This window comes from Agromyces sp. GXS1127 (assembly GCF_050565425.1).
Classification (GTDB): Bacteria; Actinomycetota; Actinomycetes; order Actinomycetales; family Microbacteriaceae; genus Agromyces.
Genome location: NZ_JBOCIG010000001.1, coordinates 297671 through 314043 on the forward strand (window position 1 = coordinate 297671; position 16373 = coordinate 314043).

The 16373-nt window shown below is 72.0% G+C and carries 13 protein-coding genes; 4 read left to right on the top strand and 9 right to left on the bottom strand.

Going from position 1 to position 16373, the window contains the following annotated elements:
• Window positions 1-4: 4 nt before the first annotated feature.
• Entirely contained in the window at window positions 5-766 is a 762-nt protein-coding gene (locus ACQ393_RS01330; RefSeq protein WP_430645011.1) for a DUF6518 family protein, read from the bottom strand.
• 113 nt (window positions 767-879) lie between these two features.
• Entirely contained in the window at window positions 880-1857 is a 978-nt protein-coding gene (locus tag ACQ393_RS01335) for a calcium/sodium antiporter (protein ID WP_430645012.1), read from the bottom strand.
• Window positions 1858-1965: 108 nt separating this feature from the next.
• Between ACQ393_RS01335 and ACQ393_RS01340 the strand changes: the two genes are divergently transcribed.
• On the top strand, window positions 1966-2928 hold the full coding sequence (locus ACQ393_RS01340) for an oxygenase MpaB family protein (protein WP_430645013.1): 963 nt from the start codon (window positions 1966-1968) through the stop codon (window positions 2926-2928).
• Here the strand turns inward: ACQ393_RS01340 and ACQ393_RS01345 are convergent.
• Together ACQ393_RS01345 and merB are read right to left on the bottom strand one after the other, a co-directional pair.
• Window positions 2910-4853, bottom strand: coding sequence for an MDR family MFS transporter (locus tag ACQ393_RS01345; RefSeq protein ID WP_430645014.1), 1944 nt, complete (start codon window positions 4851-4853; stop codon window positions 2910-2912). The genes ACQ393_RS01340 and ACQ393_RS01345 overlap by 19 nt on opposite strands.
• A gap of 77 nt (window positions 4854-4930) precedes the next feature.
• Window positions 4931-5659, bottom strand: a complete 729-nt coding sequence (gene merB, locus ACQ393_RS01350; RefSeq protein ID WP_430645015.1) for an organomercurial lyase — start codon at window positions 5657-5659, stop codon at window positions 4931-4933.
• Between the two features lie 109 nt (window positions 5660-5768).
• On the opposite strand from merB, the gene nhaA reads away from it, so the two are divergent.
• Together nhaA and ACQ393_RS01360 are read left to right on the top strand one after the other, a co-directional pair.
• Window positions 5769-7634, top strand: coding sequence for a Na+/H+ antiporter NhaA (nhaA, locus tag ACQ393_RS01355; protein WP_430645016.1), 1866 nt, complete (start codon window positions 5769-5771; stop codon window positions 7632-7634).
• Between the two features lie 201 nt (window positions 7635-7835).
• Complete coding sequence (locus ACQ393_RS01360) at window positions 7836-9356, top strand: SulP family inorganic anion transporter (protein WP_430645017.1); 1521 nt, start codon at window positions 7836-7838, stop codon at window positions 9354-9356.
• Window positions 9357-9431: 75 nt separating this feature from the next.
• On the opposite strand, the gene ACQ393_RS01365 is transcribed toward ACQ393_RS01360, so the two are convergent.
• Entirely contained in the window at window positions 9432-10751 is a 1320-nt protein-coding gene (locus ACQ393_RS01365; RefSeq protein WP_430645018.1) for an MFS transporter, read from the bottom strand.
• Window positions 10752-10934: 183 nt separating this feature from the next.
• On the opposite strand from ACQ393_RS01365, the gene ACQ393_RS01370 reads away from it, so the two are divergent.
• Window positions 10935-11408 (top strand): NUDIX hydrolase, encoded by a 474-nt coding sequence (locus ACQ393_RS01370; RefSeq protein WP_430645019.1) that lies wholly within the window; start codon window positions 10935-10937, stop codon window positions 11406-11408.
• Between the two features lie 24 nt (window positions 11409-11432).
• Here ACQ393_RS01370 and ACQ393_RS01375 read toward each other — a convergent pair whose 3' ends face one another.
• From ACQ393_RS01375 to ACQ393_RS01390, 4 genes are all read right to left on the bottom strand, one after another.
• Window positions 11433-12362, bottom strand: coding sequence for an ROK family protein (locus ACQ393_RS01375; protein ID WP_430645020.1), 930 nt, complete (start codon window positions 12360-12362; stop codon window positions 11433-11435).
• Between the two features lie 48 nt (window positions 12363-12410).
• Complete coding sequence (locus tag ACQ393_RS01380) at window positions 12411-14744, bottom strand: arylsulfatase (RefSeq protein WP_430645021.1); 2334 nt, start codon at window positions 14742-14744, stop codon at window positions 12411-12413.
• A 67-nt stretch (window positions 14745-14811) separates the two neighbouring features.
• A complete protein-coding gene (locus tag ACQ393_RS01385; protein ID WP_430645022.1) occupies window positions 14812-15387 on the bottom strand; it encodes a GNAT family N-acetyltransferase in 576 nt (191 codons plus the stop codon).
• Window positions 15388-15389: 2 nt separating this feature from the next.
• Complete coding sequence (locus ACQ393_RS01390) at window positions 15390-16331, bottom strand: hypothetical protein (protein ID WP_430645023.1); 942 nt, start codon at window positions 16329-16331, stop codon at window positions 15390-15392.
• Window positions 16332-16373 lie beyond the last annotated feature (42 nt).

A 16373-nucleotide genomic window follows, 5' to 3' on the forward strand; every position in this document is an offset into this window, starting at 1 on the left:
ACGCTCAGAACACGAGGATCGGCAGCAGCACGAACGCCGACCAGAACAGGCCGGCGACGAGCACCGTGCCCGTGAGCGCCACGAGCGCCAGTCCCCACGGCCGCACGCGCAGCGCACTCGCCACGAGCACGCTCGCGCCGGTCCCGATCTCGATCCACCACCACACCGGGCTCGTGGTGTCGGCGACGACCGTGAGGCCGTAGACGCCCTCGCCGACGAGCACGCCGGCCAGCACCGACGCGCCCAGCGCGAGCTGCATGCCCCGGCGCCGCAGGGCGTGCGCCGCGCAGCCGATGACGGGGCCGGTGAACGCCCCGATGATCGCCCAGGTCGTCGGGTCGAACGCGAAGCCGCGCCATCCGGATGCCACGGCGTAGCCGAGCGTCAGCGCGACGAAGCCCGCACCGCCCGCGATCGCGGCCTCCGGGTACCCGCGTGCGAGAAGCAGCACGAGGATCGCGGTCGGGATCGTCCAGCCGCCGGCCGAGTTCGCCAGCGAGGCGGTCTCGGGCGGAAGGAGCAGCTGCCCCCACGAGGTGAGCCCGCCGAGCACGAACGCCACCGTGGTGAGGAGCAGGATCCGTCGGGCGGCGGAGAACCACGGATGCCGCGGGGCGCGGGCCAGGGCCGCCGTCGCCGCCGCCGCCGCCGCCGGGCGAGGGTCCGGCGGCGCGCCCCCGAGTCCCGGGCGGCCGTGGCCGGGCGGAGGCCCGGGCGTCGGCGCGCCCCCGTCCGCCGCGAGGACTCGACCGGTGCTTCGTGCCATGCCTCGCACGCTAGACGCCGGCCGCCGGCGCCGCGTCATCCGCTCGGCTGACTCGCAGGAGGTCGTGACCGCACCGTGACCGATCAGGCCGTGACCGATCAGGCCGTGACCGATCAGGCCCGGAGCACCAGCAGGCTGGTCAGGTACACGAGGTAGGCGAGGACGAACGCGCCGCCCTCGATGCGCTGCATGCGGCGGCCGGTGAGGAAGACCGGGATGCACGCGAGCGTCGCGGCGACCATGACCGGCAGGTCGACCGTGAGGATGCCCTGGTCGACCGGAATGCCGTCGGACGGGATGAGGCTCGTGATGCCGAAGATGAACAGGATGTTGAAGACGCTGCTGCCGAGCAGGTTCCCGACGGCGATGTCGCGCTCCCGGCGAATCGTCGCGACGATCGCCGTGACGAGCTCCGGCGACGAGGTGCCGACCGCGACGACGGTGAGCCCGATGACCGAGACCGGGATGCCGAACCCCGTCGCGAGCGCCACCGCGCCGTCGACGAGCCAGTCGGCGCCGAGGACGACGATGCCGATGCCGACGGCCAGTTGCACGGCGTCGCGGACGGCGCGGGTGCGCGACGCGGCGACGCGGGCGCGGGGCTCGCCGAACTCGCGTGCGAACTCAGCACGCGCCGCGAGCCCCTCGCGATGCGCCGCGCGCACGATGAGTGCCGTGTAGACCGCGCCGAGCACCACCAGGAGTGCGCCGTCGAACCGGCTGACGGAGCCGTCGGCGCAGAGCAGGAGCAACGTCACCGCGGCGACGACCATCGCCGGGAGGTCGAGCCGGATCGCGTGCGAGCGCAGCGTGAGCGGGCGGATGAGCGCGGCGATGCCGAGGATGAACAGCACGTTCAGCGTGTTCGTGCCGACGATGTTGCCGAGCGCGAGCGAGCCGGTGCCCTGCAGGGCGGCGTCGATGCCGATCGCGAGCTCGGGAGCGCTGGTGCCGAGCGAGACGACGGTCACCCCGATCACCATGGGCGAGACGCCGAGCCGCGCGGCCAGGCGCGTGCCGCCGCGGACCAGCAGCTCGGCCCCGCCGACCAGGGCGACGAGCCCCGCGACCAGCAGCAGGCCCTCGGTCATCCCGCTCCCTCCGCTGCCCGCCGATCTCTTGGTCCGTGCCTTCGACAGTAGGGCCTTTCGCAGGCGATCCGCAGGTGCTCCGGCCGCGCGAGCGCCTACCGTCGAAGCATGACCGGAGCAGGGCGCGGGCGCGACGCCGCCGCGGCGGGGCGTCCGCGCTGGAGTCCGCTGCGGCGCCGTGACGACGAGCCGCCGGCGTGGACGCGTGCACTCGCCGACGGCGAGGACGCGGGGTACTTCGGGCCGGGCAGCGCCGTGTGGGCGGTGAACGGCGCCCTGCCGACGCTCGTCGCCGGCATCCGGGCGCTGCTGCTGCAGACGCTGCACCCGGGCGCGATGGCGGGGGTGCACGACCACTCGCGGTACCGCGAGGACCCGCTCGGCCGGCTCGACGGCACCGTGCGGTGGGTGGCGACGACGACGTTCGGCGACCGCCGGGCGGCGGCCGCGGCGTGCGCGTCGGTGTCGCGGCGGCACGAGCGCGTGACCGGTACCTACGTCGACGCGCGCGGCGAGGTGCGGCCGTACGCCGCGAACGACGAGGACCTGCTGCGCTGGGTGCACGACGCGTTCACCGAGGCGTTCATCGGCGCGCACGAACGCTGGGGCGGCCCGATCCCGGGCGGACCCGACGCGTACGTGCGCGAGTGGGCGGAGACGGGCCGCCTCATGGGCGTGCGCGAACCGCCGACCACGCTCGCGGCGCTGCGCGCCGAACTCGACGCGTTCCTCGCCGAGGCGCGGCCCGACGAACGGGTGGCCGAGGCGGTGCGCTTCCTCCGCCGGCCAGGACTGCCGGGCGTCGTCGGCCGCCTCTACCCGATCCTGTTCGGCGGCGCCGTGGCCTCGCTCGGGGCGCGCGAGCGCACCCTGCTCGGGCTCCGACGCCCGTGGTGGCCCGCGATCACGTTGACGCGCGCGGTGCTCGCGATCGGGGTGCGGCGATTCGGGCGGATGTCGCCGAGCGAGCAGAACGCCAGGGCGCGCCTGGCTCGGCTCGCGCGCGCGTCGGAGTCGGCGTCGCGTCCCCGAACCGCGGGCGGCGCACGGGCTCAGCCGCGTCGGTCGTGACCGCGGTGCAGGCTGGGGTCGCCTCCGGGCTCGACCATCGCCCCGAACTCCTCCGCGGCGAGCGTCGCGATCACGCCGGTGTCGGCGCGCTCCTCCTCGGCGGCTCCGGCGGTGCGCGCGCCCGCGGCATCCGCCGCCGCCCGCTCGTCGGCCGCCTCCTGCAGCGCCGACTTGGCGCGCAGCGGCGGCGTCCGGAAGAACAGCGACAGCACGAACGCGATGAGGACGACGACGAGGGCGACCCAGTACACCTGTACGGCCGACTCGTTGAAGCCGACGAGGAACGGCTTCGTCAGGCGCGGGTCGGCGCCCGTCAGGAACGACGTGTCGTCGAGCGCGCCGGTGCCGACCGAGGCATCCTCGCCCTCGCCCGACTGCGCCTCGTCGAAGGCCTGCTGCACGGTCGGGAGGGCCTGTTCGACGACCTGCGCGCGCGTGGCGTCGTCGGCGAGGTCGACCTGGGGCGGCAGGCTCGCCGCGATCGGCTCGACGATCGGCGTGTAGATCGTCGCCATGATCTCCTCGTTCGCCGGCGCCTCCGCGACCGTCGGGTCGAGGGCGGCGTCGAGCGCGTCGGAGAGCGTCGCCTCGTCGGAGAGCGAGCCCGTGACGTTCGCGGGCATGACCGTGAAGAGCAGCGAGAGCAGCACGGCCGTGCCGGCGGTGCCGCCGATCTGGCGGAAGAACGTCGACGCGCTCGTCGCGACGCCCATGTCGCGGAGGCCCACCGAGTTCTGGCTCGCGATCGTGAGCGTCTGCATGAGCTGCCCGAGCCCGAGGCCGATGAGGAGCATGGCGCCCGCCATGACCCAGTACGACGAGTCGTACTCGAGCATCGTGAGGTCGAGGAAGCCGCCCGCCAGCATGGCCGTGCCGATGATCGGGAAGATCCGGTAGTGACCGGTGCGAGCGATGATCTGGCCGCTGAGGATCGATGCGGTCATGAGCCCCAGGATCATCGGCAGCATCTGGAAGCCGCTCTCGGTCGGGGTCGAGCCGAATACGAGCTGCAGGTAGAGCGGGATGGTGAGCATCGCGCCGAACATGCCGAACCCGACGAACACGCCGATGACCGTCGCCATCGAGAACGTGCTCGAGCGGAAGAGCTTCAGCGGGATGAGCGCGTCGTCGCCCATCGCGCGCTCGATGAGCACGAACGAGATGAGCCCGGCGACGCCGACCGCGTAGCAGGTGATCGCGAGCGGGCTGGTCCACCCCCAGTCGCGGCCCTCCTCGGCGACGAGGAGGAGCGGAACGAGGCCGATGATGACGGTCGCAGCGCCCCACCAGTCGATCCGCACGCCCGGGCGGTCGTGCTTCGGCAGGTGCAGGAAGCGCAGCACGATGCCGAGCGCCACCAACCCGATCGGCACGTTGACGAGGAACACCCACCGCCAGCCCGCGATGCCGAGGATCTCCTCGGCTCCCGCGAACAGGCCGCCGACGAGCGGGCCGATCAGGCTCGAGATGCCGAACACCGCGAGGAAGTAGCCCTGGTACTTCGCGCGCTCGCGCGGCGCGAGCATGTCGCCCATGATGGCGAGCGGCATCGACATGAGTCCGCCGGCGCCGAGGCCCTGGATGGCGCGGAAGGCCGCCAGTTCGAGCATCGACGTCGAGAACGTCGCGAGGAGCGACCCGACCATGAAGATGACGATCGCGGCGATGAAGAGCGGCCGCCGTCCGAAGATGTCGGAGAGCTTGCCGTAGATGGGCGTCGAGATCGTGGAGAGGATCAGGTACGCCGTCGTCACCCACGCCTGCTGGCTGAGGCCGTTGAGGTCGTCGCCGATGGTGCGGATCGCGGTGCCGACGACCGTCTGGTCGAGGGCCGAGAGGAACATGCCCGCCATCAGGCCGAAGATCACGAAGAGGATCTGCCTGTGCGACATCAGCGGCGTGGACGCCGGGACTGGATTCGTCATGACAGGGTGCATCGTACGCCCCGCATCGAACGGCGACGTGACGCGGCGGTCGGGTCCGCCCGGCCGAGGCTCCGCCCTCAGCGTGCGTCGGTTCGAGCGGATGCCGCGTCCGCCCCGAGCCCCCAGAACGCGCCGGTCAGGCCGACCTCCGCGAAGTACGCGCGCGCCTCGGAGGGCTCTCGCCGCACGTAGGGCGAGCCCAGTCGACCGTCGTACCAGTGCGCCGCCAGCCGCCACAGCGTGGCGAGGTCGAACACCGACCCGCGCGCGTTGCCGGTCGCGCGCAGCCAGTCGTCGACGCAGCGTTCGTCACAGAAGACCCGCTGGTGGCCGCACGTGTGCACGACGTCGTCCCAGATGCGGGCGGTCGGCACGAGGAAGTGCGCGACCTGGTCGCCCGCGGGCGGACCCTCGGCGTCGACGACCCACGCGTGCGGCGTGCCGCAGGCGGGGCACGTCGTCGCGACGAGGACCTCGTCGACGTCGGGCAGCAGGTTCGGGATCGCGAACGAGTCCCATGCGCATCCGCCCCACCAGAGCGTGCGCTCGCCCATGACCGAGAAGCCCAGGTTGATGCTCGCGAAGGGGTGTGCCATCACGATCCGGCCCGCGTCGTCGAGGACCACGTGGCGCTCGGCGGCGAGCGTCGCGAGCGCGCGATCGACGCCCGCGGCATTCGTCGCCGCCGCCGCCGCGAGCTCGTCGCGCGACGGTGCGACGCCGGCCGCCGCGAACCCGCGGTACACGGCCACCCGGACGCGCTCGGCCTCGGCGGCGAGGCGACCGTCGTCCTCGTGGGGGTCCATCCGTGCAGGCTACGCCGCGCCGACGGGCGTGTGCGGCCCCCGAACGGGGTGCCGGATCGATGCAGGCGAATGCTCCCGCGTGCGCGGCATCCGCCCCTAGCATTGGCGCATGAGTGCGCCAGCCACCGCGCCCGACACCACGACGAGCGCCGCTCGCCGCAAGATGCGCCTGCGCCGTGGGTCGAGCGACCGATCGGCGGCCGGGCTGCTGCTCGCGGGCACGGTGCTCGCGATCCTCTGGGCGAACTCGCCGTGGGGCTGGACGTACGAGGCGTTCTGGGAGACGGAGCTCGAGGTCGGCCTCGGCGGATGGCAGCTGCACGCGACGCTGCACGACGTCGTGAACGACGGGCTCATGACGCTCTTCTTCTTCGTCGTCGGCCTCGAGGTGAAGCGCGAGTTCACGATCGGCGAGCTCACCGATCGCTCGCGGGCCATCGTGCCGATCGTCGCCGCCGTGGCGGGCCTCGTGATCCCGGCCCTGCTGTTCGTCGTGATCGCCCTCCCGACCGGCGAGGTCGGTGCGTGGGGCGTCGTGATCTCGACCGACACGGCGTTCCTGCTCGGGGCGCTCGCCATCATCGGGCCGCCGTTCCCCGCGCGGCTCCGGACGTTCCTCCTCACGCTCGCCGTCGTGGACGACGTCGGCGCGCTGCTCGCGATCGGCATCTTCTACAACACGGGGCTCGACCCGGTGCCCCTCGCCATCGCCGCCGTGCTGATGGTCGCGATCGCGCTCGTCCGCTACCTGCACGCCGGTCGCGGGCTCGCGTACGCCGTGCTGGGTATCGGGCTCTGGATCGCGATCGCGCAGGCCGGCATCCACCCCACGCTCGCCGGCGTCGCGGTGGCCCTCCTCATCCCCGTGTTCTCGCCCCGGCGGGTCGACGTGGAGCGCACCGCGGAGCTCACCCTCGCCTTCCGCGAATCGCCGAGCGCGCAGTACGCGGCGGCCGTGAACCGCAGCCTCCGGGAGTCGGTGTCGATCAACGACCGGCTGCAGGCGGAGTGGGGTCCGTACATCGCCCTGCTCGTGCTGCCGATCTTCGCCCTCGCGAACGCCGGCGTGCACCTCGACGCCGAGACGCTCGGCGCCGCCTTCACGTCGCCGCTCACCTGGGCGATCATCGCCGGCCTGGTCGTCGGCAAGTTCGTCGGCATCACCGCCGCGACCGCGATCGTGCGCGCGACGGGGATCGGCCGACTCGCGCCCGGGCTCGGCATGCCGCGCATCGCGGGCGGCGCCGCCCTCTCGGGCATCGGGTTCACCATCTCGCTGTTCATCGTCGGCATCGCCATCGCCGATGCCGACACCCAGGACCATGCGCGCGTGGGCGTGCTGACCGCCTCGCTCGTCGGCTTCGGACTGGGCTGGGCGATCTTCGCCATCGCCGATCGCCTGAACCCGCCGCAGGCGGTCGGCAAGGTGCTCGCGCGGCCGTTCGATCCCTCGCGGGACCATTACCGCGGTCGGCCCGACGCGCCCTACCAGATCGTCGAGTACGGCGACTTCGAGTGCCCGTTCTGCAGCCGTGCCACGGGGTCGGTCGACCAGGTGATCCGGCGCTTCGGCGACGACGTGTGCTGGGTGTGGCGGCACCTGCCGCTGGAAGGCGTCCACCCCCACGCCAAGCTCGCTGCGCAGGCGTACGAGGCGGCGGCGCTCCAGGGCCGATTCCTCGACATGTCGCGCATGCTCTTCGAGCACCAGGACGCGCTCGAGACCGAGGACCTCTGCCGCTACGCGCTCGAGATCGGGATCGACGTTCCGAGGTTCCTCGAGGACCTGCAGTCGCCGGCCGTGGTGCGCCGCGTCGAGGACGACCAGATCGACGCCGAGCTCATGGACCTGCACTCGACGCCGACGTTCTTCGTCAACGGCCGCCGTCACGTCGGTCCGTGGGATTCGCGGAGCCTCATCCGGTCGCTCGAGGCGTCGGTCTCGGCGCCGCCCGAGGCGGCCGCGGAGCGCTGACGCGCCCCCCGGACGTGTCGGACGCGTCACCGGCTCTCCGGGCCGCGCGTCGGCGCTTCGGGCCGCGCCGGCTGTCCCGGCCGCTTCCGCATCCCGAGGCGGCTCAGCCCGCCGCAGGTAGAGTGTCCGGGTCGCGCAACGGGGCGCTCCACCGACGTCATCCCGGCCGCATGAGCCCCCAACCCGCATCGGAGAGCACCCATGGCGATCCTCCAGCGCGCCGACGCGCCCTCGCGCTACCGGCCCGAACCGTCCGTCATGACCGCACTGCGCACCCCGCGCATCCTCACTCGAGAGGTGCTCGCCGGCCTCGTCGTCGCCCTCGCGCTCATCCCCGAGGCGATCTCGTTCTCGATCCTCGCCGGCGTCGACCCGCGCTACGGACTGTTCTCGTCGTTCGTGATGGCGGTCTCGATCGCGTTCCTCGGCGGTCGCCCCGCCATGATCACGGCCGCGACCGGCGCGGTGGCGCTCGTCATCGCACCCGTCGCACGCGACCACGGCATCGACTACTTCATCGCCACCGTCATCCTCGCCGGGATCCTCCAGGTGCTGATGGGCGTGCTCGGCGTCGCGAAGCTCATGCGGTTCATCCCGCGCAGCGTGATGATCGGCTTCGTCAACGCGCTCGCGATCCTGATCTTCTCGGCGCAGGTCCCGCACCTCATCGGCGTCCCGTGGCTCGTGTACCCGCTGGTCGCCGCGGGGATCGTGATCATGGTGTCCATGCCGCGGCTGACGAAGGTCGTCCCGGCGCCGCTCGTCGCCATCGTGCTGATCACGGTCGTGGTCGTGGCCGGCGCGATCGACGTGCCGACCGTGGGCGACGAGGGCGAGCTGCCCGAGAGCCTGCCCGAGCTGTTCATCCCGAACGTGCCGCTCACGTGGGAGACGTTCGCGATCATCGCGCCGTATGCGCTCGCGATGGCCCTCGTCGGGCTCCTCGAGTCGCTGATGACCGCGAAGCTCGTCGACGAGGTCACCGACACCCACTCCCGCAAGACCCGCGAGGCCCTCGGCCAGGGCGCCGCGAACGTGCTCTCCGGCCTGTTCGGCGGCATGGGCGGCTGCGCGATGATCGGCCAGACGATGATCAACGTGAAGGCGTCCGGCGCGCGCACCCGAATCTCCACGTTCCTCGCGGGCGTCTTCCTGCTCATCCTGGTCGTGGTGCTCGGCGATGTGGTCGCCATCATCCCGATGGCTGCCCTGGTCGCGGTGATGATCATGGTGTCGGTCGCGACCTTCGACTGGCACTCGATCCGCTGGTCGACCCTGAAGCGGATGCCGAAGAGCGAGACCGCCGTCATGGTCGCGACCGTCGCCGTGGTGGTCGTCACGCACAACCTCGCGATCGGCGTGATCGTCGGCGTCGTCGTGGCGATGATCGCCTTCGCCCGCCGGGTAGCCCACTTCGCGAACGTCGAGCGCACGGTCGCGCTCGACGACCCGGTGCCGACCGCGTACTACGTGGTCGACGGCGAGCTGTTCTTCGCCTCCTCCAACGACCTGACGACCCTCTTCGAGTACGCGGACGACCCCGATCGGGTCGTGATCGACATGTCCCGGTCGCACGTGTGGGACGCATCGACGGTCGCCGCGCTCGACTCCATCACGACGAAGTACGAGCGGCACGGCAAGCGCGCCGTCATCGTCGGCATGAACGAGGCGAGCACGACGCTCCACGGGCGACTGGCCGGCAACCTCGGCGCCGGGCACTGAACGAGCGCGCGCCGGCGCGCATGCGACGAGGGGCGGATGCCACGCGGCATCCGCCCCTCGTCGTCGTCAGGACGTTCAGACGCTCAGGTCGACGTCCTTGGTCTCCTTCACGAGCGAGACGCCGACGAGCGAGATGACCGCGGCGATCGCGATGTAGAGGCCGATGGTCCACGACATGCCCGTCGCACCGAGCAGTGCCTCGGCGATCATCGGGGCGAACGCGCCGCCGAGGATCGCGCCGAGCGCGTACCCGATCGAGACGCCCGAGTAGCGGATCTTCGCCGGGAACATCTCGGAGTACAGCGCGGCCTGCGGGCCGTACGAGAGGCCGAGGCCGAAGGTCATCAGGAACAGCGCGACGAAGTACCAGACGATGTTCGCGGTGTCGATGAGGAACCACATCGGGATCGCCCAGAGCGCCAGGAACACGTACCCGATCTGGAACGTGCGGATGCGGCCCAGTCGGTCGGACAGGCGACCGCCCCAGAGTGTGAAGACGAGCCATCCGAACGAGGCGAAGGTGGTCGCGAGGAGCACGGTGGGACGGTCCATGCCGAGCGACTTCACCGCGTAGGTCGCGAAGAACGCGATGAGCAGGTAGCCCGCGGCGTTGTTCGCGATGAAGATCACCGCGGTGAGGATGACGTTCTTCGTGTTGGTGCGGAACAGCTCCTTCAGCGGCGCCGAGGACTCCTGCTTGCGCTCCTGGAGCTCCTGGAAGACCGGGCTCTCCTCGACGGCGCGGCGGATCAGGTAGCCCACGACGATCAGGACGATCGAGAGCATGAACGGGATGCGCCAACCCCACTCCATGAACGCCTCGGGCGACATCGAGGAGGTGATGACCCAGAGGGTGAAGGTCGCGAGGATCATGCCGACGGGCACGCCGATCTGCGGGAAGGCGCCGAAGAAGCCCCGCTTGCCCTTCGGGGCGTGCTCGACCGACATCAGTGCCGCGCCGCCCCACTCGCCGCCGGCCGAGAAGCCCTGGAGGATGCGGAGCAGGATCAGCAGGATCGGGGCCATGATGCCGATCGCGGCATAGGTCGGCAGGAAGCCGATCAGCGAGGTCGAGAGGCCCATCAGGATGAGCGTGAAGACCAGCATCTTCTTGCGGCCGAGCTTGTCGCCGAGCCAGCCGGCGACGATCGCGCCGAGCGGGCGGAACAGGAACGAGATGCCGATCGTCGCGAAGGCGAGCACCTGCGCGAGCGTCGCGTTCGCCTCGGCGAGCGGGGCGAGGAAGAGCGGCGCGAGCACCAGGCCGGCGGCCTGGGCGTAGATGAAGAAGTCGTACCACTCGATCGAGGTGCCGACGAGGGTGCCGGCGAGGACCTTGCGCTCCTCTCGGGACATGCGCCCGGTGCGCTGGCTCTCCTGGACGGTTGAGGACATGCGAACTCCGTTGTTCTGTGCAGGGTTGAAACGGGGGTCGGCGCGGGGGTGGTGCGCCGTTGCGGGTTTTCCCGACCGATCGTTCGGTTGGAAAACCGACCATAGCGCATCTCCGGCGTCGAGTGGTAGCCCCAGTGCGACGAGCGGCGGTCCTGGCGCGACGAGCGGGGGTAGCGTGGCCGCATGCCCACCCCCGACTTCGTCCTCGAACTCCGCCGTCACGTCGGGACCGCGCCCCTGCCGCTCGTCGGCGTGACCGCGGTCATCCTCCGCGAGGGCGGCGTGCTCCTGGGCCGCCGGTCGGACACCGGTGCCCTCACCCCGATCACGGGCATCGTCGATCCCGGCGAGGAGCCCGCGGTCGCCGCTGCGCGGGAGGCGCTCGAGGAGGCCGGCGTGCGGATCCGCGTCGACCGGCTCGCCTGGGTCCACCAGGTGCCCCGAGTGGTCTACGGCAACGGCGACCGGGCGGACTACCTCGACCTCACGTTCCGCTGCAGCTGGGTCGAGGGCGAGCCCCACCCCGCCGACGGCGAGATGACCGACCTCCGATGGCACGACCCGGCCGAGCTCGGCGAGGTGAACGAGGAGCACCGGCGGCGGATCGAGGCCGCGCTCGCCGCGGACGGCGGGCCGGCGAGGTTCGAGGTCGGCTGACCGGATGTCGGCGGCGGCGCCGGCTCAGCCGCCGAACGCGAGCAGCGCAGCCCCGACGAGCGGCGCGTCGTCGCCGAGCTCGGCCGGGACCACGCGCACCTCGCGCGCCGCGGGCAGCACGGCGGTGCGGTGCGCCGCCGCTTCGACCAGCGCGAGGTAGTCCTCGGCGGCCCGCGAGAAGCCGCCGCCGATCGCGACGGTCGTCACGTCGAGCAGGGCGCCGAACGACGCGATCGCCTGGCCGACCGCATCCGCCGACCGGCGCACGGCCCGGACGGCGACGGGATCGCCCGCGCGATAGTCCGCCGCGAGGGCGAGCCCGTCGGCGCCGGTCCAGCCGTGCGCGTTGGCCCACCGAACGGTGGCCGGCCCCGAGGCGACGGCCTCGACGGTCGCCGCGACGGGATCATCGGGCGCGGGGCGCCGCACCCACGACTGGCCCACGTGCCCGGCGTTGCCCGCGTCGCCCCGGATCACCCGTCCGTCGACGACGATCCCGCCGCCGATGCCCGTCGACACGACCATCGCGATGCCGTTGCGCACGCCGCGGAGGGCACCGAAGCGCACCTCGGCCAGCGCGATGCAGGTGCCGTCGAGCGCCACGTGGACCGGCGCGGTGCCCGCGAACCGCTCGACCGTCGGCACGAGCGGCAGGTCGCGGATGCCGGGCATGTTGAGCGGCGAGACGTGCGTGCCGTCGCCGAGGAGCGGGCCGGCCGTGCCGATGCCGACGCCGACGAGGCGGTGCTCCGACCCCGCGGCATCCGTCGCCCGCTCGCACACCGAGGCGATCGCGAGGGCGAACGTCTCGGGGGTCTGCGCGGCACCGGTCGGCGCGCGGTGGCGGCTGCCGGGCACGATGCGACCCTCGGCGTCGACCAGGGCCGCATCGACCTTCGTGCCGCCGATGTCGACGGCGAGGGCGACGGGGATCTCGGGCGCTGCATGAGGCATGCGTCGATCATGCCGCGCGCGCGGCGGTGGCGCACGCCGGTCGCGCGGTCACGCCTCGGGCGCGAGTTCGACCACCACCCGGTGCAGGTCGCCCCGGAACCGGAACGGCACGTCGTAGTCACGGACGACCGGCGTGCCCGAGTCCTCGCCGATGTCGAGCGTCTCGTCGGCCGAGTAGCGCACGGGCACGGTCTCGTCGACGCGCCCGCGCGCGACCTCCACGCCGTCGAGGGACAGCACCGCCGTTCCGCCGCTGCCGGGCGCACCGCCGTCGTACGCGAAGTCGAGCACGAGTTCGTGCTCGCCCGGCCCGACCCGGTCAGGGGCGGCGACCACGTACTTGTGCTCGGGGTAGTGCGATCGCGCGTAGGCGAACGTCGGACGACCGTCGAGCAGGTAGAGCGCGTACCCGCCGAACCATCCGCCGTGCGTGATGAGCATGCCGTCGGCGCCGTCGCGCCCGATGCCGTCGGGCACCCCGAACGTCGCGGTGATGCGGTACGACGTGTTCTTCGTGTCGGGCGCCATGCCCTCGGTGATGCGCGTCGTGCCCGGGTAGTAGGTGAACGTGGTGCGGCCCGCGTTGTGCTGCGGCCGGTTCTCGGGGCGGACCCGTTCGATGTACCGGTCGTCGAGCGGCAGCACCTGGTTGCGACGCGCCTCGTCGAGGAAGATCCCCCTGAGCTCCTCGAGCTTGTCCGGATGCTCCGCGGCGAGGTTGCGCGACTGCGTGAAGTCCGCATCGAGGTGGTAGAGCTCCCACTCGTACTCGTCGAACGGATCGGCGGTCGACTCGCCCATGCCCACCCAGGGCAGGCGCTTCGGCGCCGTGTTCGCCATCCACCCGTCGTGGTAGATGCCCTGGTTCGCGATCACCTCGAAGTACTGGGTGGTGTGGTGCTCGGGTGCGTCGGCGTCGTCGAACGACGGGGCGAGGCTCGCGCCGTTCAACGGAACCTGGTCGATGCCGTCGATCGTGTCGGGCATCGGGATGCCGGTCGCCTCGAGGATCGTCGGCACCACGTCGGTGATGTGCGCGAACTGGCTGCGGAGACCGCCGGCATCGGCGATGCGCTTCGGCCACGACACGACCATCGACGTCCGGCTGCCGCCGAGGTGGCTCGCGATCTTCTTGTCCCACTGGTACGGCGAGTTCATCGCGTGCGCCCACCCGTGCGAGAAGTGGTTCTGGAACCAGCGGCCGCCGAACTCGTCGATGTGCTCGGCCATGTAGTCCTCGCGGTCCACGACGCCGTTGACGAGCGTCGCGATCTCGCTCGTCATGCCGTGCCCGGTCGGGTCCTCGGCGCTCGACCCGTTGTCGCCCTGGATGTAGATCACGAGCGTGTTCTCGAGTTCGCCGAGCTCCTCGATGGCGTCGACGACCCGCCCGATCTGGTGGTCGCAGTGTGCCAGCGCCGCGGCGTAGCACTCCATCTCGCGGGCGCAGACGCGCCGCATGTCCTCGCTCAGGTCGTCCCAGCGCCGGTAGTGGTCGGGCGTCGGGTTGAGCACCGCGTCGGCGGGGATGACGCCGAGCTCGCGCTGGCGCTCGAAGGTGCGCACGCGCTGCTCGTCCCAGCCGTGGTCGAATGCGCCGCGGAACCTCTCGATCCACTCCTTCGGCGCGTGGTGCGGGGCGTGGGCGGTGCCGGGCGTGTAGTACGCGAAGAACGGCTTGTCGGGCGAGATCGCCTTCTGCCGACGGATCCACGAAATCGCCTTGTCGGCGAGGTCGGCGTCGAGGTGGTAGTCGTCCTCGCGGCCGAGGTACGGGTCGATGGGGATGGTGCCCTCGAAGACCGCCGGACGGAACTGGTGCGCGTCGGCGCCGAGGAACCCGTAGAAGTACTCGAAGCCGAGTCCCGTGGGCCAGAGCGTGAACGGGCCGGCGGGCGTCGTCAGCCAGTCGGGCACGTTGTGGTTCTTGCCGAACCACGCGGTGCCGTACCCGTTCGAGGTGAGGATCTCGCCGATCGTGCCGACGCCCTTCGACACGATCGAGTGGTAGCCCGGGAACGGCGTCGAGAACTCCATGATGATCCCCGTCGACGCGACGTGGTGGTTGCGTCCGGTGAGCAACGCGGCGCGCGAGGGCGAGCAGAGCGCGGTGGTGTGGAAGCGGTTGTAGCGCAACCCTCCCTCGGCGAGCCGGGCATAGGTCGGCGTCGGGATCGGACCGCCGAACACCTCGCTGGCGCCGAAGCCGACGTCGTCGGTCATCACGAGCAGGATGTTCGGGGCGCCCGCGGGCGCGGCGACCTCGCGCGGCCACTCGATGGGGTCGGATCCGGCGACCGTGCGGTCGATGCGTCCGACCTGCTGGTGCGGACGGATGGGCAGTCGCGTGCGGTCGGGCCAGGTCGCGTCGTCGTGGGTCACGTCACATGCCTAACCGGGTTGCCGTGATCCCGCAACGCGCCACGCGAGACGACGGGGACGGTTCGGCTCAGCGCAGGTCGAGCCGCATGAGCACGCGCGGGAATCCGTTCAGCACGCTCGTCGTGTCGGCGGCCTTCGCGAAGCCCGCCCGCTCGAACGCGGCGCGCGTGCCGACGTAGGCCATCGTGAGGTCGACCTTCTCGCCGCGGTTGTCGACCGGGTAGGCCTCGACCATCGGGGCGCCGTGGTCGCGGGCGAACTCCACCGCGCCGCCGATGAGCTGGTGAGCGACGCCCCGGCCCCGGTGCCCCGGCCGCACGCGCACGCACCACAACGACCACACGTCGAGGTCGTCGAGGTGCGGAATGCGCCGGTTCGTCGCGAAGGCCGTGTCGGCGCGGGGATGGATCGCCGCCCATCCGACGGGCTCGTCGCCGTCGTAGGCGATCACGCCGGGCGCCGGGTCGAGCGCGCAGAGCTCGCGCACCCGCTCGCCGCGCGCCGGCCCGGTGATGGACCGGTTCTCCTTCGACGAGGTGAGCCGGTAGCTCAGGCACCAGCACACGTTCGCGTCGGGCCGCTTCGGGCCGAGCACCGCCGCGACGTCGTCGAAGACGGATGCCGCGCGCACCTCGATCGGCATCGTCAGCCGATCGCGGCGGGGTCGGCCCAGCGCAGCACGCGCATCGCGCGCAGCGTGTTCCACGGGCTCGGCTCGCCCTCGGGTGCGTCGACCTCGTAGCGCCGGTGGCCGGGCCAGGGCGAGCCGGCCGCCCAGCGGCCGTCGTCGCGGCGCTGCTCGAGCACGAGGTCGAGCGCGGGCCGCAGGCGCGCGTCGGGGTGCCCGCCGGCCCTGCGGAAGTGGTCGAGTGCGCGCAGCACGTCGTAGAACCAGTACGTCGGGAAGGCGAAGTTCGTGTACCGGGGCTTCACGAGCTCGCCCGTCGACTTGCGGCGGAAGAGGCTGCGCTCGAGCAGGTACTCCTCGCCGCCCCGGCGGGCCGTGGTCAGCGCGGCATCCGTCGACCCGGTCGCCCGCTCGTAGGCGAGCAGCCCCTCGATCACGCACAGGGTCGAGTCGAACGACGAGCGCTGCGACTCGTCGGCCGGCTCGCAGTTCCATCCGCCGTCGGGGAGGATCTCATCGAGCAGTCGGGCGATGATCCGGTCGCTGCCCTCGCCGAGCACGCCGAAGTAGGCGGCGTTCGCGAGGACGCCCCCGTTCACGCACTCCTCGACCTCGCCGCTGAAGTAGGGCAGGTCGTCGAACTCCGCCCAGACCACCCCGGCGACGACGCGGTCGATCGCGGCGCGCACCGGGTCGGCCTCGGGCGGTGCCCCGAAGTCGCGCAGGATCTGCAGGGTCCACATGACGGAGTCGCGTTCGCGCCGCGTGCCGTAGGTCTGCCCGCCCCAGTAGCCGTCGTCGGCCTGCTCGGCGAGGAGCCGCGCACCCCACCCCTCGGTCGCGACGCGCCCGCGTTCGGACGCGACGAGGTCGTCGGGCGCGTCCTGCAGGTCGCGCAGGACCTGCCAGCGGACACCGGGATCGCCGTCGAGCAGCCAGGAGATGACGTCATCGCGCATGCCCACATGCTCGACCATGCCACCGACAGCGACAAGGGGCCG

Bases quoted from the DNA above. Each gene is read 5' to 3' on its own strand.
- ACQ393_RS01375 (WP_430645020.1), bottom strand. From the start codon at position 12,362: ATGCCTCATGCAGCGCCCGAGATCCCCGTCGCCCTCGCCGTCGACATC.
- ACQ393_RS01335 (WP_430645012.1), bottom strand. From the start codon at position 1,857: ATGACCGAGGGCCTGCTGCTGGTCGCGGGGCTCGTCGCCCTGGTCGGC.
- ACQ393_RS01370 (WP_430645019.1), top strand. From the start codon at position 10,935: ATGCCCACCCCCGACTTCGTCCTCGAACTCCGCCGTCACGTCGGGACC.
- nhaA (WP_430645016.1), top strand. From the start codon at position 5,769: ATGAGTGCGCCAGCCACCGCGCCCGACACCACGACGAGCGCCGCTCGC.
- ACQ393_RS01345 (WP_430645014.1), bottom strand. From the start codon at position 4,853: ATGACGAATCCAGTCCCGGCGTCCACGCCGCTGATGTCGCACAGGCAG.
- ACQ393_RS01340 (WP_430645013.1), top strand. From the start codon at position 1,966: ATGACCGGAGCAGGGCGCGGGCGCGACGCCGCCGCGGCGGGGCGTCCG.
- ACQ393_RS01385 (WP_430645022.1), bottom strand. From the start codon at position 15,387: ATGCCGATCGAGGTGCGCGCGGCATCCGTCTTCGACGACGTCGCGGCG.
- ACQ393_RS01360 (WP_430645017.1), top strand. From the start codon at position 7,836: ATGGCGATCCTCCAGCGCGCCGACGCGCCCTCGCGCTACCGGCCCGAA.
- ACQ393_RS01365 (WP_430645018.1), bottom strand. From the start codon at position 10,751: ATGTCCTCAACCGTCCAGGAGAGCCAGCGCACCGGGCGCATGTCCCGA.
- ACQ393_RS01330 (WP_430645011.1), bottom strand. From the start codon at position 766: ATGGCACGAAGCACCGGTCGAGTCCTCGCGGCGGACGGGGGCGCGCCG.
- ACQ393_RS01390 (WP_430645023.1), bottom strand. From the start codon at position 16,331: ATGCGCGATGACGTCATCTCCTGGCTGCTCGACGGCGATCCCGGTGTC.
- merB (WP_430645015.1), bottom strand. From the start codon at position 5,659: ATGGACCCCCACGAGGACGACGGTCGCCTCGCCGCCGAGGCCGAGCGC.